Source organism: Gemmatimonadaceae bacterium, from assembly GCA_020846935.1.
Taxonomy (GTDB): Bacteria; Gemmatimonadota; Gemmatimonadetes; order Gemmatimonadales; family Gemmatimonadaceae; genus RBC101.
Genome location: JADLCY010000007.1, coordinates 111,597 through 132,019, shown reverse-complemented (window position 1 = coordinate 132,019; position 20,423 = coordinate 111,597). Strand labels below are relative to the sequence as shown.

Annotated in this window: 16 protein-coding genes; 11 read left to right on the top strand and 5 right to left on the bottom strand. The window is 66.6% G+C overall.

Translation table 11 applies throughout. The features are described 5' to 3' along the window. The first annotated feature begins 54 nt into the window (after positions 1 to 54). Both IT361_09395 and IT361_09390 read left to right on the top strand, forming a co-directional pair. The gene (locus tag IT361_09395; GenBank protein ID MCC6317892.1) at positions 55 to 795 is read left to right on the top strand and encodes an NAD(P)-dependent oxidoreductase; all 741 of its coding nucleotides are present in this window, start codon (positions 55 to 57) and stop codon (positions 793 to 795) included. Positions 796 to 1,123: 328 nt separating this feature from the next. Further along, positions 1,124 to 1,546 carry a hypothetical protein gene (locus IT361_09390; protein ID MCC6317891.1) on the top strand — a complete coding sequence of 141 codons (423 nt, stop codon included), beginning with the start codon at positions 1,124 to 1,126 and terminating at the stop codon, positions 1,544 to 1,546. A gap of 210 nt (positions 1,547 to 1,756) precedes the next feature. On the opposite strand, the gene IT361_09385 is transcribed toward IT361_09390, so the two are convergent. The 4 genes from IT361_09385 to IT361_09370 all read right to left on the bottom strand — a co-directional run bounded on the left by IT361_09385 (position 1,757) and on the right by IT361_09370 (position 8,820). Next, positions 1,757 to 3,133: a RagB/SusD family nutrient uptake outer membrane protein gene (locus IT361_09385; protein MCC6317890.1), complete on the bottom strand. Its 1,377-nt coding sequence runs from the start codon at positions 3,131 to 3,133 to the stop codon at positions 1,757 to 1,759. A 13-nt stretch (positions 3,134 to 3,146) separates the two neighbouring features. Further along, on the bottom strand, positions 3,147 to 6,350 hold the full coding sequence (locus IT361_09380; GenBank protein ID MCC6317889.1) for a SusC/RagA family TonB-linked outer membrane protein: 3,204 nt from the start codon (positions 6,348 to 6,350) through the stop codon (positions 3,147 to 3,149). Positions 6,351 to 6,713: 363 nt separating this feature from the next. Further along, positions 6,714 to 7,154: a DUF421 domain-containing protein gene (locus IT361_09375; GenBank protein ID MCC6317888.1), complete on the bottom strand. Its 441-nt coding sequence runs from the start codon at positions 7,152 to 7,154 to the stop codon at positions 6,714 to 6,716. Between the two features lie 229 nt (positions 7,155 to 7,383). Beyond that, positions 7,384 to 8,820, bottom strand: a complete 1,437-nt coding sequence (locus IT361_09370) for an amidohydrolase family protein (GenBank protein ID MCC6317887.1) — start codon at positions 8,818 to 8,820, stop codon at positions 7,384 to 7,386. A 313-nt stretch (positions 8,821 to 9,133) separates the two neighbouring features. Here IT361_09370 and IT361_09365 point away from each other — a divergent pair, with 313 nt between their 5' ends. The 3 genes from IT361_09365 to IT361_09355 are packed head-to-tail and all read left to right on the top strand — an operon-like array spanning position 9,134 to position 12,462. Next, positions 9,134 to 10,048: a phytoene/squalene synthase family protein gene (locus IT361_09365; protein MCC6317886.1), complete on the top strand. Its 915-nt coding sequence runs from the start codon at positions 9,134 to 9,136 to the stop codon at positions 10,046 to 10,048. Continuing rightward, entirely contained in the window at positions 10,045 to 10,974 is a 930-nt protein-coding gene (locus IT361_09360; protein MCC6317885.1) for a carotenoid biosynthesis protein, read from the top strand. Before IT361_09365 ends, IT361_09360 begins: the two co-directional genes overlap by 4 nt. An 18-nt stretch (positions 10,975 to 10,992) precedes the next feature. Next, positions 10,993 to 12,462 (top strand): phytoene desaturase, encoded by a 1,470-nt coding sequence (locus tag IT361_09355; GenBank protein ID MCC6317884.1) that lies wholly within the window; start codon positions 10,993 to 10,995, stop codon positions 12,460 to 12,462. 8 nt (positions 12,463 to 12,470) lie between these two features. On the opposite strand, the gene IT361_09350 is transcribed toward IT361_09355, so the two are convergent. Beyond that, positions 12,471 to 13,019, bottom strand: a complete 549-nt coding sequence (locus IT361_09350) for a hypothetical protein (GenBank protein MCC6317883.1) — start codon at positions 13,017 to 13,019, stop codon at positions 12,471 to 12,473. Positions 13,020 to 13,166: 147 nt separating this feature from the next. Here IT361_09350 and tig point away from each other — a divergent pair, with 147 nt between their 5' ends. The 6 genes from tig to IT361_09320 all read left to right on the top strand — a co-directional run bounded on the left by tig (position 13,167) and on the right by IT361_09320 (position 20,399). Continuing rightward, positions 13,167 to 14,405, top strand: a complete 1,239-nt coding sequence (tig, locus tag IT361_09345) for a trigger factor (protein ID MCC6317882.1) — start codon at positions 13,167 to 13,169, stop codon at positions 14,403 to 14,405. A 6-nt stretch (positions 14,406 to 14,411) separates the two neighbouring features. Continuing rightward, complete coding sequence (locus tag IT361_09340; GenBank protein MCC6317881.1) at positions 14,412 to 15,044, top strand: ATP-dependent Clp protease proteolytic subunit; 633 nt, start codon at positions 14,412 to 14,414, stop codon at positions 15,042 to 15,044. 137 nt (positions 15,045 to 15,181) lie between these two features. Next, positions 15,182 to 16,432 carry an ATP-dependent Clp protease ATP-binding subunit ClpX gene (gene clpX / locus IT361_09335; protein MCC6317880.1) on the top strand — a complete coding sequence of 417 codons (1,251 nt, stop codon included), beginning with the start codon at positions 15,182 to 15,184 and terminating at the stop codon, positions 16,430 to 16,432. Positions 16,433 to 16,720: 288 nt separating this feature from the next. Then, positions 16,721 to 19,123 carry an endopeptidase La gene (lon, locus tag IT361_09330; protein ID MCC6317879.1) on the top strand — a complete coding sequence of 801 codons (2,403 nt, stop codon included), beginning with the start codon at positions 16,721 to 16,723 and terminating at the stop codon, positions 19,121 to 19,123. Then, a complete protein-coding gene (locus tag IT361_09325; protein ID MCC6317878.1) occupies positions 19,120 to 19,761 on the top strand; it encodes a YihA family ribosome biogenesis GTP-binding protein in 642 nt (213 codons plus the stop codon). The genes lon and IT361_09325 overlap by 4 nt, the downstream gene beginning before the upstream one ends. After that, complete coding sequence (locus tag IT361_09320) at positions 19,758 to 20,399, top strand: hypothetical protein (protein ID MCC6317877.1); 642 nt, start codon at positions 19,758 to 19,760, stop codon at positions 20,397 to 20,399. The genes IT361_09325 and IT361_09320 overlap by 4 nt, the downstream gene beginning before the upstream one ends. Positions 20,400 to 20,423 lie beyond the last annotated feature (24 nt).

The following is a 20,423-nucleotide window of genomic DNA, read 5'->3' as shown; positions in this document are numbered from 1 at the left end:
GCAGGCCGCGGCCCTGGCCGTGAAGACCCGGCCCAGCCACCGAGCGGCGTGACCATGATCGCAGCGAAGCGAGTCCTGGTCGCCGGCGCCACGGGTGCCATCGGTCGCGTGTTGTGCCGCCTGCTCGTCTCGGACGGGTGGCAAGTGGTCGGCACGACGCGGCGCGCCGAGGCGGCACCGGCGCTCATGGCGATGGGCGTCGCGCCCGCCATCGTAGATGTGCTTGACGCTGATGCTCTCCACGCGGTGGTGCTCGCCGCACGACCCTCGGCCGTGATCCACCAGCTCACCGACCTTCCCAAACAGTTCGAGCATGACGCGCTCCGCGAAGCGCTGCCTCGCAATGCCCGTCTCCGCGAAGTCGGCACCAGGCATCTGGTCGATGCCTGCGTCGATGCCGGCGTTGGACACGTCATCGTGCAGAGCATCGCGTTCGCGTATGCGCCCGGACCGATCCCGCAGTCAGAAGACGCCCCGCTGAACATCGATGCCGCCGACAAGATGGCCGCACAGACAGCGCGCGCCGTTCACGTGATGGAGCGCCTGGTGCTCTCCGGCCCGTTTCGTGGCGTCGTTCTGCGCTACGGTCGGCTCTATGGTCCCGGCACCTGGACCGACGTCCCACCATCCGCCGCGCCCGTTCACGTCGATGCCGCCGCGGAGGCCGCGCGGCTGGCGCTCACGCGCGGTGAGGCCGGGGTCTACAACGTGGCGGAGCCGGACGGCACGGTTTCCATCACGAGAACCGTCACGCAACTGGGATGGGATCCGAGCTTCCGGATGCCGGCGGACTGAGTCAGAGGGTGACGCGCTGCCTGTTGTAGAGCACGGCAAACCAAGCCGCACTCGATCTCTTCGCCCGCGTCCTCCTTCGCCTTGGCCACGCGTTGTGGCCGTGGGCTCGTGTCGGGTTTGCAGCTTGCGTCCTGCCTTGTTGGCGGCGATGGTTTGACATTCATAGCGGCGGGTACCGCAAAATCCGTTCGCTCCGGGCGGCGTGGACTGCAAATCGGGACTGGGAATGCGCCACAGACGATGGTTGCATCTTGTGGTAGTGTTCGTCGCATGCTGCGGGCTGGCTCAATGCTCGAGCGGGCCGACACTACCTGACGTTCAAGTGTCCATGGTTGTGCTCGACGACACGGTGCGCATCATCCGCGACACGAGCACGTTCAGCACGAGTGTCCGCGTCAGTGTGACCAACCAGGATGATCGCCCGTTCTACACGTTCCCGTGTGGTCACACCTTGATGCGGCGGAGCGCAAGCGCGGACCACGCCGTATTTTCGCAGCCCTGCCCGGAGGGTCCCCGCATCCCCGTGGCAGTTGAGCCCGGACACGGCACCACCGTGAGAATCGTCCTGCGCGTACGGCGTGATACACTCGGCGATCGTTGGCCCAACGGAAGCATTGACGGCGACTACTACGTGATCGCATGGCTGGTGTCCTCTCCGCCGACCGCAGGGTTCTCGAGCCTTCCGCTTCCCACAAGGCGTCGCACGTCACCGACGTTTCCTGCGCGTTTGCGTGTGGTGGCCGATGGCTGACTGACGCCGGACGCCAAGCTGGAAGTGCGAATGTCGTTGGGGTCCCTGTTCGTTCCGTTCATCCCCGTGGTTTCGCTGATCGTTGTGAGCGTTACTCGTCGTCCTATCGGAGAAGCGACGGGCGAACCGGCCCTCGTAGAGGTGCTAGGCGGAAAACACGACGCCGGCCCCGTGAGGAGCCGGCGTCACTTCGTTCAGGAACTGCCTGCCTTACGACTGCCGGCAGGTGGGCTGCGCGGTCACCTTGGCGTTCGACTGACGCTCGGTGATCGAGATCGAGAAGAAGCACCCGACTCGCTTGCCGGCGTCAGACGTGGTCGTCCACCTGTCGCTCTTGAGATTGAAGCGATAGAGGTCGGCCAACCGACGGCCCTGCATGAAGAGGCCCACGCTGCGCTCGTGCTGCAGGATCGCCGACGCCGACACCGTGCTCGCCGACGTCCAATCCGGAAGACCGTAGGCCGTACGGATCGTGTTGATGGCGGTCGCGAAGGTCGTCATCTGGTTGTTGGCCAGCGCGACTTCCGCGATGATGAGCTGCATATCGATACCCGACGTGACCGCAAACGGGATGAAGTTGCCGTCGGTGTTGAAGGTCGCGTTCACCTTGCAGCACCGCTCCACGTTTTCGCTCAGGATCGGGTCCGCCTGGTTGGTGATGGGATCGACCATGCGGATCGACGCCACACGCGTGCCAGCCGTGGTGCGCACGACAAAGCGATCGCCACCGGCGAGTTCGAGTCGCTGATTGATCTCGAAACCCGACGACGGGTTGCCCGACGCCGTGGCGCTCGGGCTGATGTCGAAGCGGTACTTGAGCCCCGTCATCAGCGCGTACGCGGCCGCCGCATCGGTCGCCGCCGCCGCGTCGTTCACGAGCGGTTGCGCCGGCGCAGCACCACCGGGGTTCAGCTTGGCCCAGATGGCCTTGTTGAACCGGGCGGATGCCCGCATCGCGGTCAGGTTGGCCTTCGTCGTGTTGTCCGTGGCGAGGGCCAGGCCCTTCGTGGCGTAGTCGATCGCCTTGTCGTACAGCGTGCCCATGTTCGCCTCGCCCACCGGATCTCCATTGTCCGTGCGGAACGAGCTGATGACGTAGTCGTCGTACATGTCCGGAATCACGCGGAACATGACCGCCGCGAACATGTAGGCGCGGGCGAGGTCATTGGCGTCCGTGAGCTTCCCCGCCTTCTGGAATCCAAGCAGGCGCTGGATCGACTCCTCGGTCAGGTATCTCGCCTCCGACACCTGGAAGCTCGCCGCATCCACGTATTCGTTCGACGGATCGGAGACGCCGCCATCATCGAGTTGCTTGAAGGCGTCACGCGACCCCGACCACACGAGTTCGTCCGTGACCGCGCCGTATGGCGCGAGGAGCGAGTTGAGCGCACGCATCGTCGCGCCGCCCGCCCCGTTCACGATCGACCCCGCCGCAGCCGGGTTACCAAGCGATTCGTCACCAACGTTGTTGGGGTTCTCCACCTCGAGGAATTTGTTGCACGCCGTGGCCGCGACGGCGGCCACGACGAGCACGGCGTTGCGCACGCCTCTCCCGACGCGGATTCCCATGGGGGTGTAGGAATTCATCGTCATGATCTCCTTAGTAGCCGAGGCGGACCTGGAGGGAAATACGGCGCGAGAGCGGATACCCGAACGCGTCGACCGCATCGAGGAAGTTGTTGTCACGACCGCCGCCGTCCACGCGACCCTGGGCATTTACTTCAGGGTCCGTGCCCGTGTACGGCGTCCACAGGAACAGGTTGCGGCCCGAGAGTGTCAGCGCCAGATCCTTGGCTCCGAGCTTGGCAGCCAGGCCCGCCGGTGCCGTGTAGGTCAGCGAAATCTCGCGCAGGCGCACCATCGAACCGTCTTCCGTGCCATTGAGGCCGTCGTACGGGGACAGTGCCTTGAGCGTCATCCACGACTTCGCCGCCTCCAGCCGCTGCTGTGCAGTCGACGCCGGATTGTTGATCGTGGCTTCCGCCGTGGCAGCCTTGATCGTATTGCGGCCGATCAGCGGATTCGCGTTTCGGAACTGGTCGGTCAGGTTCGTCACGCGATAGTTGCCCGCCTTGTACTCGAGCAGCGTGGCAAAACGCCAGTTGCGCTTGAGGGTCAGGTTGGCACCAAAGGCACCCTGCCAATCCGGGAACGGCTTGCCATCGGGATGGTCGAGGAAGTCGCCATCGCCGTCCTCGTCCACACGCATCAGGTTCAGGTTGTCCAGCGTGCGGGCCTGGCCGAGGTAGGCGAGCAGCTGCGCCTCGGTGTCGGGAACGCCATCACCGTTCTGGTCAAACGGCAGCTGACCGCTCTGGAGGCACTTGTAGGTCGCGTTCGCGGGACGCGCGGAGCACGACTGTACGAGCTTTGCTCCGAAGAGTGCGCCCGGCGCTTCGCCTTCCTTGATGAAGTTACGATAGCGCGGATACGAGCCACCGACCTTGAGCGGAGCAGCGCCACCAAGCGAGGCCACCTTCTGGAAGATGTACGCGCCGTTGGCGAACAGGTCGAGCGACAGGTCCTTGTTCTGGACGAGGAACAGCTTGCCGGTGATGTCGTAGCCGTGCGCCTCGAGCTTGCCGATGTTCGCGAGCTGGAGGTTCTGGAAGCCACCCGACGGGGCGAACTGCTTGGCGACGAGCACGTCGTTCACCGAGCGGTTCCAGTAGGTGAAGTCGATACCCACCTTGTTGTTCATGAAGCCCGTCTCGAACCCGGCTTCCCATTCCGTCGAGATTTCGGGCTCGAGGGCGGGGTTGCCAAGGCCCTGGGGACGGAGGCCCGACCCGAAGATCGACGTGATCGGCTGGTAGGTCGTGAGCTTGTCGAACGCGCCGGGCTGACGGCCCGACTTGCCGATCGCGGCCCGCACGCGGAACGTGTTCAGGCCGAGCGGGCTGCCCCAGCCACTCATGTCCGACGGGACCACCGAGATCGACGCCTTGGGGTAGAGCACACCCTTCTGCGTCTCACCGAAGGCCGACGAGTAGTCGTAGCGCGCGCCGCCCGTAACGAACATCCACGGCGTCACCGACAGCTGTTCCTGAACGAAGTAGCCACCGTTGGTCGCCGCGTTGAGTGACTCGTTGACGACCTGCGTGTTGCCGGCGCCCACGACTTCGATGCCCGGGCCGGGGAAGTTGGCGTCCGAGCCACCCACCTGGTACGTACGGCTCACGAAGCCCTGGAGGCCAACGACGAAGTCCGACTCGCGCCCGAGGATCTTCGACTTCCACAGGATCTTCGAGTCGATCGTGTACTGCCGATCCTTTCGTGCGTTGGAGCCACGCGCGCCGTTGGGCGTCTGGCTCGTGAACTTGTCGATGTTGTAGCCGAAGGGCGAGAACGAGAATGAGCGATCGTCCGTCGCGTCCACACCGAGCGTCGACGTCCAGGTGACGCTCGACGACGGCGTGTAGGTCGCGTCAATGATGCCCTGGAAACGCCCCGCGTCGTTCATCGTTTCCTGGCCCATCGCCTCCTTGACCGTCATGAAGGCGGCGTTCCCTGCCTCGTTGCCGGCGCCGGAACACGTGCGCGGGCTCTTCACCGACGACGCGTCGCAGTTCGCCAGTTCGGGCTTGCCGAACATGGAGAGCGCGGTCACGGCGTAGATGTTGTTGTTGTTGTTGATCGTCTCCTGGTGCGTGTCGTAATACCCGGCGCGGAAGCCAAAGCGCAGGTCGTTCGACACCACGATGCCCAGCTGCGTGTTGCCGGAGATCTTGCGGTTGAAGTCGCGCGCCGTGCCGAACTCCTCGAGTCCGACGGGGCCATTCTCCTGCCCATAGCGACCGGCCACGAAATACGTGTAGTTCTGCGACCCGCCCTGCACCGTGCCGCTCCCCTGGGTTCCCAGGCCCGTGTCCATCGGCCGGCGCGGCCAGTCGGACTCCATCATGTCGTAGGCCTTGAGCTGCGTGCCGTAGAACTGCGACAGCTTGGCCTCGGTGCCGGGGCGCACCCAGCCGTAGGACAGCTTCACGCGGTCTTCCGGATACGTGAGCATCGACTGCTCGCCCTGGAACGTCCAGCGCGCCGCACCCGAGTTGCCACGCTTGGTGAAGATCTGGATCACGCCGTTCGACGCTTCGGTCCCGTAGAGCGTCGCCGCGGCAGCGCCCTTGAGGATCTCGACGCGCTCGATCGTGGCCGGGTCAATGTCGTCCAACCGCGACGGCGAACCGCCGCCGCCGGCGCCGACGTTGTTGCCGAAGCCGCCACGCGCGTTCATGCGCATGCCATCGATGAAGATGATCGGCTCGTTGGACATGGAGAGCGACGCATTGCCGCGGATGCGGATGCGCGCGCCTTCGCCTGTGAGACCCGACGACGGCAGGCCGACGAGACCAGGCTCACGACCCTGCAACAACTCGGTCGGCGACGAGATCGGCGCAAACTGCGGGGGCTGGACCGTAGCCACCGTGTTCCCGAGCTTCTTCACTTCGACCGCCTGACCCGACCCCGTGACGACCACCTGCTCCAGCTGAAGCGCCGAGACGGAGAGCGTGAAGTCCACCGTCGACGTCTGCCCCGCCGTAACCAGGGCCGACTTGCTGGCCGGTCCGAATCCGATGAGTCGGACGCGGACATCGACCTGCCGAGCCGGGGCGCCGGTGATACGATAGAAGCCCTGCCCGTTGGTCAGCGCTCCCAGCGTCGTTCCGGCGATGAACACCTGCGCGTTGCCGAGGGGCCGACCGGAGCCTTGCTCCAGTACCGACCCTTCGACCGTCCCAGTGGCGCCCTGCGCGGCCAACGTTCCGGGGGCGATGGCCGTAAGGACAGCCAACAGGGACATTGTGCTACGGACATGTCTCACCATGCGTTCCTCCATGTGAACGGGGTGACTACGAACCACAGGCCGTGGGGTCGGCGCTCCCGGGATGTCCAGCCCGGGTGTGGCATTCCTTGCAGCGGGCAAACACCCGCGAGGCAGCAGGGCTGAGCAGGCGCAATTCGGACGCAAAGGGGAACCCGGGATCAGCTGACGTATGTCAGCCGATTCCGGAGACAGCTGTCGTGGAACGCGCCATTATGCCCCCACCCGGAAGGCGTGTCAATAAATCGTGGGACGAATGTTCGAAAATTGTGCGGAACCCCTCGGAGCGCCTTGCCGCTGTGAACACCGCGCCATCCGAAGACAGGCCAGCCACCGCGCGCTTCAGCGCCGCTCGTCGGCGCCCCCGCCCCACGGAATGATCGAAATCCCGCCGGTCCGCTCGAGGATCGCATAACGCACCTGCGCGCGGTCCATGATGCCCTGGTGCAGCCGCGCGGACTCCATCACGTCACCCAGGTCGACCCGGACACGGCGCATCGCGGCCTCATCGGCCACCCCCTCCCGGATCAGGACCGTCGGCACGTCGTCCAGCCAGCGGGCCAGCGTCGGGCTCCGATCCTTGCCCACGCCTAACGCCACGTCGATCGCCACCAGCGTCCCGACGATCACGAAGGCGTTGAGCATCGAACTCCCGTCCCCCACCATCGCCGGCTGAATCGCCTCGCTCAGGATCAGCAGGATCACCAGATCAAAGGTCGTGATCTGCGCCATCGTCCGCTTGCCGGCCAGCCGCAGCACCAGCAGCACGAATCCATAGATCATCGCCGCGCGCACGGACGAATGCGCAATGCCGGTGCCGGTGGCGGTCACGCGCACGGCACCAAAGATCAGCAGCGGCGCGGCCACGAACCAGGACACCCGCCGCACCACGGCGAGTCGACGATCGAACCGGACGTCCTTCTCGGTCGGGAACACACGCACTCCGTGGGCAAGGGCGGGGATCGTGGCGCACCACCCCGTCAAGCGCAACACCGTGGCCAGCCCAACCGGCTCAGTCCGGGCGCGCCCCACTCGGCGCGCTGGCCCGACGCCGCACCTCGTCGAGCATGGCATCCAGCGCCGCCCGATCAAAGTACCTCCCACGCACCATCACCCCCCGGATCGATCGCGTCGCGCGCACGTCAATCAGTGGATTCGCGTCCAACACCACCAGGTCCGCCACCATCCCCGGCTCCAGCCCCGCAGAGCGACGGTCCTGGCCAAGCCAACGCGCGCCGTTGATCGTCGCGGCCTGCAGCGTCTCGAGCGGCGTCAGCCCGGCTTCCTGCAGCAACGCCATCTCCTGGTGCAGGGCAAAGCCGGGATAGACGAAGGAGTTGAGGAACCCGGCGTCAGTCCCCGCGAAGATCGTCACCCCCGCCCGCTGAAGCAGCGGAATCCTGGCCTTCGCAAACTCGTAGCTCCGATGCCGACGCTCGATGCCCGCCGCATCCGCTCGCGCCGCCGCCTCCACGCGACCCCGGTACGTCGCGCGCAACCCGGGCCCGATGAAGGCGAGTCCCGGATCCCGCGTGTGGTCGTCGGAATCGAGATACGCCAGTGTGCGACTGATGCTCAGCGTCGGCGTGATGGCGACGCCCCTCTCCGCCATCAGCCGATAGGTCGACATCGCGATGTCCTCGTCGAATACCTGCGCCGCATTCTCCGGCGGCACGCGCCTCGGGATCCGCCCTTCCGCGCGCTGACGCGCCAACTCTGCCTCGCGCGGTGACCCGGCCTTGATGGCGTACGAGAGGTGCTCGATCGAACCGAGGCCCGCCTCGACCGCATCACGCACCGCGATCGGCTGGGGAATGTGCGCCGAGCTCCGGAGCCCGCGACGGCGCACCGCGCCTAACGCGTAGAGAAACAGCTCGGGATCCAGCGTGTTGTCGGTGATCTTCACGAAGTCCGCACGCAGCGCGACGATCCGGTCCAGCGCCGCGTCGACCTCCGCGCGCGTCCCCACCTCGAGGTCGCCGGGCCAGATGGACTGGATGCCCTCGAGCTTGGGCCCCGAGGTGAAAATCGTTGGCCCGTCCATGGCGCCGCTCGCGATCGAGTCGCGCCAGGCCACCACGGTGGTCGCAAGGTCGCCCGCGGCGTCCCGAATCGTCGTGATCCCGTTCGCCAGGTACAGCCCCAGCAGATTGCGGTTCTCGGCAATCAGCGAATCACCACCGCCAAAGTGCATGTGCATGTCCCACAGCCCGGGGATCACGAACTTCCCTCGCGCATCGATCACCCGTGCGCCAGGCGCGGGGCTCACCCCGCGATCAGGGCCCACGGACGCGATCACCCCACCGGCCACGCGGAGGGTCAGACCAGAGCGCGCCACGCCCGAGCGCACGTCGATCACGGACGCGCCGGTGATCAGCACCTCGGACGTCTGCGCGCGGGCAGACAGCGCGCCGGTCACGAGAAGCAGGGCGCAGCAACGATGGAACATCGAGGCCTCCGGAGTGAGTCGTCCGCACGATACGACCGTGAACCGGATCTGCGCACCTCCTCGGGAGAGGCGGACTCGCGTAGCGCAGGCGCGACGAGGAACCCAGTCTGCCCGCCGCCTTCGTGCCGGCACTGCGTGCGGAGCCACCTGGTCTGCACCGTGCGATCGTCGAGGCACGCGAGGACCGGGTCGCTGAACCGATCCGCGAGTGGCAGGCGTCATGCCAAGGATCCGGGCAACGGCCCCCCGCGTAGGAACAGCGGTTGACAATGACTCATCACCCGATGTCCCTTTCGATTCACGTTTCGAGCTGATGACGCACCCCGACGCACAGTTCTGCGAGCAGGTCACCCGGCGGCACGCCCGCACCTTTTCCGTGGCCAGCCTGCTGCTACCGGCAGAGAAGCGGCGCGCGACGTACGCGCTCTACGCCTTCTGCCGCGTCGCCGATGACCTGGTCGACCTCGCCAACGACGGCCTGGAAGCCGGGAGCGTCACCCAGCGGCTGGACCAGCATCGTCGCGCCCTCGACCGCGCGCTCTGCGGCGCGGGAACGGACGCGGTATTTCGGGAGCTGGCGTGGGCCACCGACCGTTTTGCGATCCCCGCCGCCCCCCTCGTGGAACTGCTCGACGGCGTCGCGGTCGACATCACCGCGCGTCCGCTCGATACCTGGTCCAACCTGCTTGCCTACTGCGAGGGCGTGGCCGGGAGCGTCGGCGAAATGTGCCTCGCGGTCATGAGCGTTGGCGGCACGCCGGGGGCCAGGCCACTCGCGGTGACGCACGCGCGCGCCCTGGGTGTGGCGATGCAGCTGACGAACGTGCTGCGGGACATCGGTGAAGACGCACGCCGAGGGCGGTGTTACGTGCCCACCGACGAGTTACTCGAGTTTGGCTTCGCGCCGGACGATGTGATCACAGGTCGCGCCGCGCGTCGTCGTGACGCATGGGAAGGGCTGATGCGCCGTCAGGTGACCCGCGCGCGCCACTACTACCACCTCGCCGCCCCGGGCATCCCGATGCTCGATGCGGATTCACGGCGGTGCGCGAGCGCGTGTGCCTCAGGGTATGCGCGAATTCTCGACGCGATCGAGCGGAACGGCTACGACACCTTCACGCAACGGGCGCGACTTGGTTGGCGCGAACGCGCCGTGGTGCTCGGCCGTGCGCTGCTCGATCCGGCCGGCGCGGCGCGCGGGTCGCTGGACGACGTGGCCACGGCGTGATTGCGCCCGAGGTCCGAACGACCGAGCGACTCGCCCGGGGACTGCTGATCGCGCACCTGGCGCTCATCGCGTTCTCATCGCTGGCGATGGTCACGGTGCTGAACGGCCCGCCGGGGCCAATGCTCCAGCAGGAGCCGAACGCGACGATCATGCGGCTCGGCTGGAAGTTCTCGGGGCCGACCTACGTGGTGCTGGGCGCGCTCGCGGCGCTGGTGCACGCGGGCGGGCGGCTGGGGTGGTGGCGCGCCACGGCGCTGCTGGTCGTCGGCTCCGTGATCTCGTTAGGCGCCGAACTCGCCGGCACCGCCACGGGGCTGCCGTTCGGGGACTACCGGTACACGCCTCTGCTGGGCTACCGCATCGCCGGTCTGGTGCCGTTTCCGATTCCCATCTCGTGGTTCTACATGCTCTACGCCTCGCTGGCGATCTGCGGACGACGACTGGCGCCGGCCGACGATGCCCGCTCGCGCTGGCGGTGGGCGGCCGTGGCGGGCCTCGTGCTCGTGGCGTGGGACGTATCGATGGATCCAGCCATGGTGCGCACGTCGCACTGGCTCTGGGGCAGCGGCGAGATGTTCACCGGCACCGGACTGCCCGCGTGGGTCGTCGCCTTCTTCACGCGCGATGCGTTCTATGGTATGCCGCTGTCGAACTGGTTCGGCTGGTACGTCACCGGGACGCTCGTCGCGCGCGCGATGCTGGCCATCGCGCCGCCAACCGCGTTCACCGGTGCGATCAGCCCGAGCCGCCTCCCGTTGGTGTTGTACGCCGCCAACGGCGTCATGCCGGTGGTGCTCTGCGTGCGGGATGATCTCTGGGGGGCGGCGATCCTCGGCACCCTGGCCATGACGCTCCCGCTGGCGCTGACCTGGCGACGCGTCGCGCGCCACGAGGGTGCCGCGGCGATGGTCACATCCACCGCCTAACGCCGGCCCTGCGCCGTCATGCGGGTCGCCATCATTGGTTCCGGCTTCGGCGGCCTCGCCGCGGGCATCCGCCTCCTCGCCCAGGGCCACCGGGTCACCATCCTCGAGAAGCTGGACCAGCCCGGCGGACGCGCCGCGACCTTCACCCAGGACGGCTTCACCTTTGACGCCGGCCCCACGATCATCACCGCCCCGTGGCTGCTGCACGAGCTCTTTGGGCTCGGCGGGGGCGCGATCGACGACTACGTGCGGCTCGTGCCGCTCGACCCGTTCTACAATGTGCGATTCGGCGACGGCTCGGTGTTTCGCTACTCCGGGTCGCACGACGAGATCCTGCGACAGGTGCGCGCCTTCAGCCCGGGCGACGTGAGCGGCTACGAAGCGTTTGCCCGGCACACCGAGGCCATATTCCGCACCGGCTTTGCGCTCATCGATGCGCCGTTTCTGCGACTGGGCGATATGCTGCGTGTCGCCCCCGACCTGGTGCGACTCCAGTCATGGCGGTCGGTGGCCGGATACGTGAACCGCTTCATCCGCGACGAACGCTTGCGGCAGGTCTTTTCGTTTCACCCGCTCCTGGTCGGCGGAAACCCGTTCCAGACCACATCGATCTATGCGCTGATCCATCACCTCGAGAAGACGTGGGGCGTGTGGTTCGCGATGGGTGGCACGGGGGCGCTCGTGCGTGGACTCGCCCGTCGGTTTGCGGACCTCGGCGGCGAACTGCGGCTGAACACCGAGGTCGCCGAGATCGAGGTGCAGTCCCGGCGCGCCACCGGCGTGCGCCTCGCAGATGGGGAGATCGTGCAAGCGGACGCGGTGGTGAGCAACGGCGACGTGGCCGCGACCTACCTGCACCTGGTCCCGGCGCATGCACGCACGCATCACACCGACGCGCGCGTGCGCCGCCGTCGGTACTCGATGTCGCTCGTGGTGATCTACTTCGGCACGAACCGGCGCTACGACCACCTCGCCCATCACGAGATCCTGATGGGTCCGCGCTATCGCGGTCTGCTCGACGACGTCTTCGTCAACCGGCGGCTTTCGCCGGACTTCTCGCTCTACCTGCACCGCCCCACGGCAACCGACCCCTCGCTGGCTCCACCGGGGTGTGATGCATGGTACGTGTTGTCACCCGTGCCACACCTCGGCGCCGATATCGACTGGGCCAACGCAGGCCCGGCCTACCGGGACGCCATCATGCAGCACCTGGAGGCCCATTGGCTTCCCGACCTCTCGCGTCACCTCGTGACCGAGCGGCGCATCGAGCCGACGTATTTTCGCGACGCACTCAACAGTCACCTGGGCAGCGCGTTCTCCCTCGAGCCCATTCTCACGCAGTCCGCGTGGTTCCGACCGCACAACCGGAGCGAGGACATCCCCAACCTCTACTTCGCCGGCGCGGGCACTCATCCCGGCGCCGGCATTCCCGGCGTACTTTCGTCCGGCAAGATCGTGGCAGACCTGATCGGCCGCGCCGATGCGTAGGCCCGGGCTCAGTACCTGATGCCGACCTGAAAGCGCGCCGTGGGATACGCCGTGGGAATGTCGTTGTACTCCGCCTTCACACCGAGCACCCGTTTGGCGCCCACGCCCGTGCTCACGACGAAACGCTGTGCTTTCCCGAGGATCCAGCTGTAGTCGACTATCACGCCAATCGTCGGACGCGTCTCGGCCTGGTCAGGCCGGTTGGGCTCGTCCTCCTGAACGCGCGTGATGCCGCCCGCAAGGCCGACCGCAAAGCCATCCGGCGCCTCCTCATTGAGGTAGAAGCGCAGCTTGGACTCCAGCGTCGTGAACGATCCGTCGCCCCACCCGAGGTAGGAGCCGATCAGCCCTACCGACACAAGGCCGGTCATCATGCGCTCGTACTCCACGGAGAAGTATTCGAACGGGATGCCCAGCGGATCGATCGTCAGCAGGTTGCGATAGCCCAATGTGGGCTTGCTCTCCTGCGCGGCCACGGGCCGAACGCCAACAACGGCAGCCCCGGCCAGGGCGGCAGCAAGGGACCAGGTGATCAGGACGGAACGACGGACGTGCATGACTCCTCCGGAGTATTTGTGACGGGCGCAGCCCTGTCCGCCTGTGCGGCTTGGACCGGGTTTCAGCGCCCATTACCTTCCAGCGTTCGACTGGTACCACTGCAATCCGCCCAACGATCCCTCCCGGCGGACGCCCGCTGAGACTCCATGAACATCGCGTTCGAATCCCGGAAAAGCGACGGCGCCGAGCGCCTCATTCAGGTCACCATCCCCGTTGACGACGTCAATGCCGCCCGGCAGGATGCCGCGCGCAAACTGGCCTCGCGGGTAAGTATCCCCGGCTTCCGCCCGGGCAAAGCGCCGGCCGCCATGGTGATGAAGCGCTACGGCGACGCCATCAAGGCCGAAGCGCTGGACCACCTCGTGCAGGCCGCGTATCGCGAGGTGATCGATCGCGAAAAGATCAAGGTCGCCTCGCAGCCGCACGTCCACGATCTCAAGTTCGAGGACGGCCAGCCCGTCTCGTTCGAACTCCACGTCGAAATCCGGCCGGAGCTGACACTCTCGCGCACGTCCGGGTTCAAGGTGGAGCGCACGGAGCGACACGTCACCGACGAGCAGGTGAGCGAGCAGCTGGAGCAGCTGCGCGAGCAGCGCGCCAATTGGTCGCCGGTCGAGGGCAAGCCCATGGAGGGTGACCTCGTCACCGTCACGCTGGCCACCGCGGCCGATGACGGGACCATCCCCGAAGGCAAGGAGTACAAGATCGTGCTGGGCGCTGGCCACGCGATCCCCGGCATCGAGGAGGTCATCACCGAGTTGGAACCGGGTGCCTCAGCGGAGCGCCTGGTGAAATGGCCCGATGATTTCCCCGACGAAGCGCAGCGAGGGCACAGCAAGATGGTCTGTGTCGCCCTCGCCGACGTCAAGCGCAAGTCGTTGCCCAACCTTGATGACGCGCTGGCACGCGAAGTCGGCGACTTCGATTCCCTCGAAGCGCTGCGGACCGCCGTCCGTGCGGACATGCTGGAAGCCGCCAGGCGAGAAACCGATGCCGAGGTCCGCTCGCGACTGCTCGACGAGATCATCGGCGCCAACAGCTTTGACGTGCCGCCGAGCTGGGTGCAGCAGACGGTGGATGGCTACGCCAACGCCTACCAGATTCCGGACAGTGAAAAGGAACGGTTCGTCGGACAGTTTCGTCCCACCGCGGAAAGACAGGTTCGCCGCGATCTGATTGTCGAGACTCTGGCCGAAACTGAGAACCTGAAGGCCTCCGAGGGTGAGTTGGACGACAAGGTCACGGAGCTTGCAGAGAAACGGGGTCAGAACCCAGGACAGGTCTACGCGACCCTGCAGAAGGCGGGACGGCTTGCCGAGCTGGAGCGAGGCATCACCGAGGAAAAGGTCTTCAAGTGGTTGTTTGAACGAAACACCATCGAGTAGCCCATCATGCCGAGCATCTACGCACCCTACGTCATTGAGCGATCCCCGCGCGGCGAAAGGACTTACGACGTCTTTTCACGCCTCCTCATGGATAGGATCATCTTCCTGGGGACTCCAATCAACGACGACGTCGCGAACATCATCATCGCGCAGCTCCTGTTTCTCGACGCCGACAACCCGGGTCGGGACATCAACATGTACATCAACTGCCCGGGAGGCAGTGTGTCGGCCGGTCTGGCCATCTACGACACCATGCAGTTCCTCAAGTCACCGGTGTCGACGATGTGCATGGGCATGGCCGCCTCGATGGGGGCGTTCCTCCTGGCCGCCGGGAGCGCGGGCAAGCGCATGGTGCTGCCCCACGCCCGAATCATGATCCACCAGCCCTCACAGAACGGCGGTGGGGGCACGGCGTCCGATATCGAGATCCAGGCGAAGGAGATCCTGTACCTGAAGGGCAAGATGAACACCCTGCTGGCCAAGCACACCGGCCAGCCGGTCGAGCAGATCGACCGTGACACCGACCGCGATCGCTGGATGTCGGCCGAAGACGCCAAGGCCTACGGCTTGGTCGACAACATCGTCGCCAACCGGACCGAAAGTCCGGAGGGTGCAAAGCCGGTGATGGCGGGCGTGTGATCCGCGCCGGGGTTCGGGGGTGAGCGTTCTCACACTCGAACCCCGGCGTTCTTTGCTTGACGAGCCCTGCGACCGTCTCTTACGTATCGCCGCAGTCGCCGGCCCAGAAGTCCCGAAACCGCCCTGGCGGGAGCGTCATGTCCCACGACAAACACCTGCGTTGTTCCTTCTGCGGCAAGTCCAAGGACTCGGTGCGGAAGTTCATTTCCGGGCCGTCGGTCTACATCTGCAATGAGTGCATCGCGCTCTGCAACGAGATCCTGGCCGAAGACGAGGAGCGCGAGGTCGCGGAAGCGATCACGCAGGTTCCCACGCCGCACGAGATCAAGGACGTCCTCGACCAGTACGTGATCGGTCAGGAACAGGCCAAGAAGGCCCTCGCGGTCGCGGTCTACAACCACTACAAGCGCATCAACTCGGGGAGCCCCCGGGACAACGACGTCGAGCTGGACAAGTCCAACATCCTGCTCATCGGCCCGACCGGGGTCGGCAAGACGCTGCTCGCGCAGACGCTCGCTCGCATCCTGGACGTTCCCTTCACCATTGCCGACGCCACGACGCTGACCGAGGCGGGTTACGTCGGTGAAGACGTGGAAAACATCCTCGTCCGGCTGCTGCAGGCCGGCGACTTCAACGTCGCCGAATGTGAGCGCGGCATCGTCTACATCGACGAAATCGACAAGATCGCCCGCAAGAGCGAAAACCCGAGCATCACGCGAGACGTGTCCGGCGAGGGCGTGCAACAGGCCCTGCTCAAGATCCTCGAGGGGACGGTGGCGTCGGTACCGCCGCAGGGCGGCCGCAAGCATCCGCAGCAGGAGTACATCCAGATCAATACCAAGGACATCCTGTTCATCTGCGGCGGCGCGTTCGACGGACTCGAAAAGGTCATCGAGGCGCGCACAGGTCGCCGGCAGATCGGCTTCACCAAGGAAGACATCCAGAGCGGCCGCGCCGAGATCCTCAAGTCGAATCCGTTCGCGGAAACCGAGCCGGATGACCTGCTGCGCTATGGGTTGATTCCGGAACTCGTCGGCCGCATGCCGGTCGTCGTTCCGCTCGAGGCGCTCGATGAACCCTCGCTGATGCGGATCCTCAAGGAGCCCAAGAACGCCCTCACCAAGCAGTACCACAAACTCTTCGAGCTCGAGGACGTGAAGATCACGTTCGAGGAGTCCGCCCTCCGCGCCATCGCACAGAAGGCGCTCAAGCGGGGCACCGGCGCCCGCGGGCTCCGCGCCATCATGGAGGAGACGCTGCTCGAGGTGATGTTCGACCTCCCGAGCCGCGAGGACGTGGTCGAGGTGAAGGTGACCGAAGCCTGCATCACGAACGGCGCCCCGCCCATGCTCGAGATCGCCCCGAAGTCGAGAAAGAAGGAAGCCTAAAGGGCGAACGAGGGCACGGTGGTCGGATCTGGGCACCTGACACGGCACCGAGGGAGGGCGAGCGGACTTCAGATGTGCGCCTGACCGGGGACGAAACGGCGGGTGGGCGGATATCGAATGGGAACCGAAGCACGGACCGGGATGCGAATGGAGCCAGGACTGCGCTCACCCCCACGGGTGGGCGCTTAGTTTTTCCGGTGGTGCCTGCGAAGCGCGCGGTCCCTGCCCTTCGTCTCCGGAACGCACCGTCAAGGAGTCACCCGTCCACCGTCCAGCCGCTGTTCCGTGATGTTGGTTCATCGCCCGCCTGACTCATTCGAGGTTCCCGGCAAGCTCCCCGTCCTTCCGCTGCAGGACGTCGTGGGCTTCCCGCACCTCATCATGCCGCTCGTCGTGGGACGATCGGGCTCGCTGGCCGCCGTACAGCAGGCCTGGGATGGGGATCGGCTGCTCGTCCTCGTCACGCAACGCAGCGGCGATGGCGAACAGGTGCGACCCTCCGATCTCTACCGCGTCGGCGTCATCGCGCAGGTGCAGAATGCGGTGCGGCTCCCAAACGGCGCCGTGCGCCTGCTGGTTGACGGCATCGCGACGGTGCGGCTCTCCAGGATCACCACCGTGCGCGGGATGTTGCACGCGGTGCTCGGACCGATCGCGCTCGACATCACCGATGTCGACGGCGGCGCCGCCGCGCGCGCGCGGCGGCTCGTCGATCGGTTCGAGGAGTACGCGGGCCTGCAGCGGCGCATTCCGCCCGAAGTCGTCCAGATCGCGGCCGCGAGCGAAGACGAGGTCCGGGCGGCGTACGTGATCGCGGCGCACCTGTCGCTCCGCACGCCACAGCGCCAGCGCCTGCTCGAGTGCCTCACGCTGCGCGAGCTGCAGGAGTCGCTCCTGTCGCTGCTCGACGCCGAGATCGACGTGCTCGGGCTCGAGCGCAAGATCGAGGACGACGTGCGCGGCACGATCAATCGCAGCCAGCGCGAGTACTACCTCCAGGAACAGCTCCGGGCGATCCATCGCGAACTGGGGCAGGACGACGGCGAAGACGTGGACGAGCTGCAGGCGCAACTCGCCGCGCTCACCCTCCCCGAACCGGCGCGCAAGCGCGCCGAACGCGAACTGCGCAAGCTGAGGCGCATGCCGGCGATCTCGCCGGAGGCGACGGTGTCGCGCAACTACCTCGACTGGATCGTCGCGCTGCCGTGGAGCGCGCGCACGGACGACGTGGCGGACGTGGCACGCGCGCGCACCGTGCTCGATGAAGACCACTTCGGACTGGAAGAGGTGAAGGACCGCATCCTCGATCACGTTGCCGTGCTCGCCAGCGTCGGCAGCCTGGAGGGCCCGATCCTCTGCCTCGTCGGCCCCCCGGGCGTGGGCAAGACGTCGCTCGGTCGATCCATCGCGCGAGCCCTTGGGCGTTCCTTTGTACGCATGTCGCTCGGCGGCATTCGTGACGAAGCCGAGGTTCGGGGGCACCGACGCACCTACATCGGTGCGCTGCCCGGGCGCATCCTGCAGGCCATGCGCCGCGCCGGCGTGGTCAATCCGCTGATCCTGCTCGACGAGGTCGACAAACTCGGCCAGGACTACCGCGGCGACCCGGCAGCGGCGCTGCTCGAAGTCCTCGACCCCGAGCAGAACAAGGCCTTCAACGACCACTACCTCGAACTCGACTACGACCTCTCGCAGGTCTTCTTCCTGACCACGGCGAATTCACTCGCCACGATTCCCGAGCCGCTGCGCGACCGTATGGAGATCGTGCGGCTCCCTGGCTACCTCGACACCGAGAAGTACGCGATCGCGCGACAGTTCCTCCTTCCCAGGCAATGCGCGCGACACGGCATCGACGCATCCTCGCTCGTGCTCGATGCCGACGTCGTGCCGGCGATCGTGCGTGGCTGGACCCGTGAAGCCGGCGTGCGCGAACTCGACCGCCGCATTGCGCGGCTGACGCGCAAGGTCGCCCGCCGACGCGTCGAGGCCACCGCCGTGGCCGGCGGCGACGCGACCTCCGATCGGGTTCGCGTGAGCGATCTCGAGACGCTGCTCGGAGTACCACCCTACGACCCGGACGACCTCCGTCACGACGACCTCGTGGGGGTGGCGACCGGGCTGGCGTGGACGGGCACCGGCGGCGAGGTGCTCGACATTGAAGTGGCGGTGCTCCCGGGACGAGGGCGGCTGCACCTGACCGGGGCGCTCGGCGATGTGATGAAGGAGTCGGCGGGCGCCGCGTTGAGCTACACGCGTTCGCGCGCGACGGCGCTCGGCCTGGACCCTGGATTCGTGCGCACCGTCGACCTGCACGTGCACATCCCGGCGGGCGCCACGCCCAAGGACGGACCGTCAGCCGGTATCGCGATCGCGAGCGCGCTCATCAGCGCACTCACCCGCACCCCGATCCGCGCTTCGGTGGCCATGACCGGAGAAATCACGTTGCGCGGCCGCGTCCTCCCGATTGGTGGCCTCAAGGAGAAATGCGTCGCGGCCGTGCGTGCGGAGAAGCAGCTCGTGATCATTCCGCACGGCAACGCGCGTGAGATCGAGGAGCTTCCGATCGAGGTTCGGCAATCACTCACGATTCGGCCGGTTCGATCGATGGACGAGGTGCTGGACCTCGCTCTCACCGCCTTGCCAGCGCAGGCGCCCGCACCGACGGCGGCTCCACGGAGTGCCGCGCCATGAGCGGCGACGGTACCACGACGGATCCCCTGGTCATCCGACACCTCGCCTTTCTTGGTGGCATGGCGGTGAGCGGCGGCTGGCGACCCGACGCTCTGCTCCCCGAGATCGCGTTCGCAGGACGCAGCAACGTTGGCAAATCTTCGTTGCTCAACACCATCGTGCGTCGCAAGGCGTTTGCCCGCGTGAGTCGCACGCCCGGCCGCACGCAGGAGGTGAACTTCTTTGAAGTGAACAAGAGCTTCGTGATCGTCGACCTGCCGGGGTATGGCTATGCTCGCGTGGCCCGGGACAAGCGCCACGCATGGCAGGGACTGATGGACGCCTACCTCCGCCACACCACGCAATTGCGCGGAGTGGTGGCACTCCTCGACGCGCGACGCGAGCCCTCCGCCGACGACCTCGACCTGCTCGAGTACCTCGCTGACCTGGAAGTGCCCACCCTCGTCGCCATCACCAAGGTCGACAAACTCGGCGCAGCGTCTCGACGCGAAGCCCTGCGGGTGATCGAACGCGTCACCGGCCTCGACGCCGACCAGATGGTGCCCTGCAGCGCGCACACCGGCGAGGGCCGCACGGAGATCGCCGAGGCGATGATGTCGCTCCTGGACGCGCCAGCGTGGCGCGGGACCGTCGGATGAAGGGCCTCGCGCTGGTGCTCGCCCTGTGCAGTTCGGCTGCCTGCGTGCCGCCGGCTTCATCCCCGTCGCAGGGCACAGCGCCCTCCGGCTCGTCCACGGCTCGGCGAGACACCCTCGCACTCATCCCCGCGGGCTATGGCACACTCAAGCAGGACGACATCGCGATTCGCGTGCAGCAGTTCGGGCTGCAGGTGCGCGCGATCCCGCTCGACGAATCGGTGATTCGGGTGCTGTCTCCGGATTCGTATCGCGCGCTCAGTGAATTGCTCCGCAGCCAGTCCACGCGGCTGGACGAAATCCGGCGGCGGACGGCGTACGCAAAGCTCAGTGTGTGGTACGTGTCCTTCTTTGGGGTGGAGCTTGGCGAAGCGCGCTACAGTCCGATGGAGATCATCGTGACCAACGTGGGCCGCGACTTTCGCCCGGTCGACGTGGTCGCCCTGTCACCAGGCTTTGGCCGGCAGCGTGTGCGACAGCGCGAGGTACAGAACGCGCTCTACGTGTTCGACGGGCAGCTCGACGTGAATCAGCCGCTCGTCGTGGCGTACGAAACCGCGCGTTCCAGTTCCTGGCCAACCGTGCTCGAGCGGATCGAACGTGAGCGTGTCCTGGTGCGCTCGCGCGTTCGTCAGCCGTAGCACGGCTGGCGGCGCGGCGCACAC

Coding starts and splice junctions, on each gene's coding strand:
- IT361_09395 (MCC6317892.1), top strand. CDS start 55: ATGATCGCAGCGAAGCGAGTCCTGGTCGCCGGCGCCACGGGTGCCATC.
- IT361_09390 (MCC6317891.1), top strand. CDS start 1,124: ATGGTTGTGCTCGACGACACGGTGCGCATCATCCGCGACACGAGCACG.
- IT361_09385 (MCC6317890.1), bottom strand. CDS start 3,133: ATGAATTCCTACACCCCCATGGGAATCCGCGTCGGGAGAGGCGTGCGC.
- IT361_09380 (MCC6317889.1), bottom strand. CDS start 6,350: ATGTCCCTGTTGGCTGTCCTTACGGCCATCGCCCCCGGAACGTTGGCC.
- IT361_09375 (MCC6317888.1), bottom strand. CDS start 7,154: ATGATCTATGGATTCGTGCTGCTGGTGCTGCGGCTGGCCGGCAAGCGG.
- IT361_09370 (MCC6317887.1), bottom strand. CDS start 8,820: ATGTTCCATCGTTGCTGCGCCCTGCTTCTCGTGACCGGCGCGCTGTCT.
- IT361_09365 (MCC6317886.1), top strand. CDS start 9,134: ATGACGCACCCCGACGCACAGTTCTGCGAGCAGGTCACCCGGCGGCAC.
- IT361_09355 (MCC6317884.1), top strand. CDS start 10,993: ATGCGGGTCGCCATCATTGGTTCCGGCTTCGGCGGCCTCGCCGCGGGC.
- IT361_09350 (MCC6317883.1), bottom strand. CDS start 13,019: ATGCACGTCCGTCGTTCCGTCCTGATCACCTGGTCCCTTGCTGCCGCC.
- tig (MCC6317882.1), top strand. CDS start 13,167: ATGAACATCGCGTTCGAATCCCGGAAAAGCGACGGCGCCGAGCGCCTC.
- IT361_09340 (MCC6317881.1), top strand. CDS start 14,412: ATGCCGAGCATCTACGCACCCTACGTCATTGAGCGATCCCCGCGCGGC.
- clpX (MCC6317880.1), top strand. CDS start 15,182: ATGTCCCACGACAAACACCTGCGTTGTTCCTTCTGCGGCAAGTCCAAG.
- lon (MCC6317879.1), top strand. CDS start 16,721: ATGTTGGTTCATCGCCCGCCTGACTCATTCGAGGTTCCCGGCAAGCTC.
- IT361_09325 (MCC6317878.1), top strand. CDS start 19,120: ATGAGCGGCGACGGTACCACGACGGATCCCCTGGTCATCCGACACCTC.
- IT361_09320 (MCC6317877.1), top strand. CDS start 19,758: ATGAAGGGCCTCGCGCTGGTGCTCGCCCTGTGCAGTTCGGCTGCCTGC.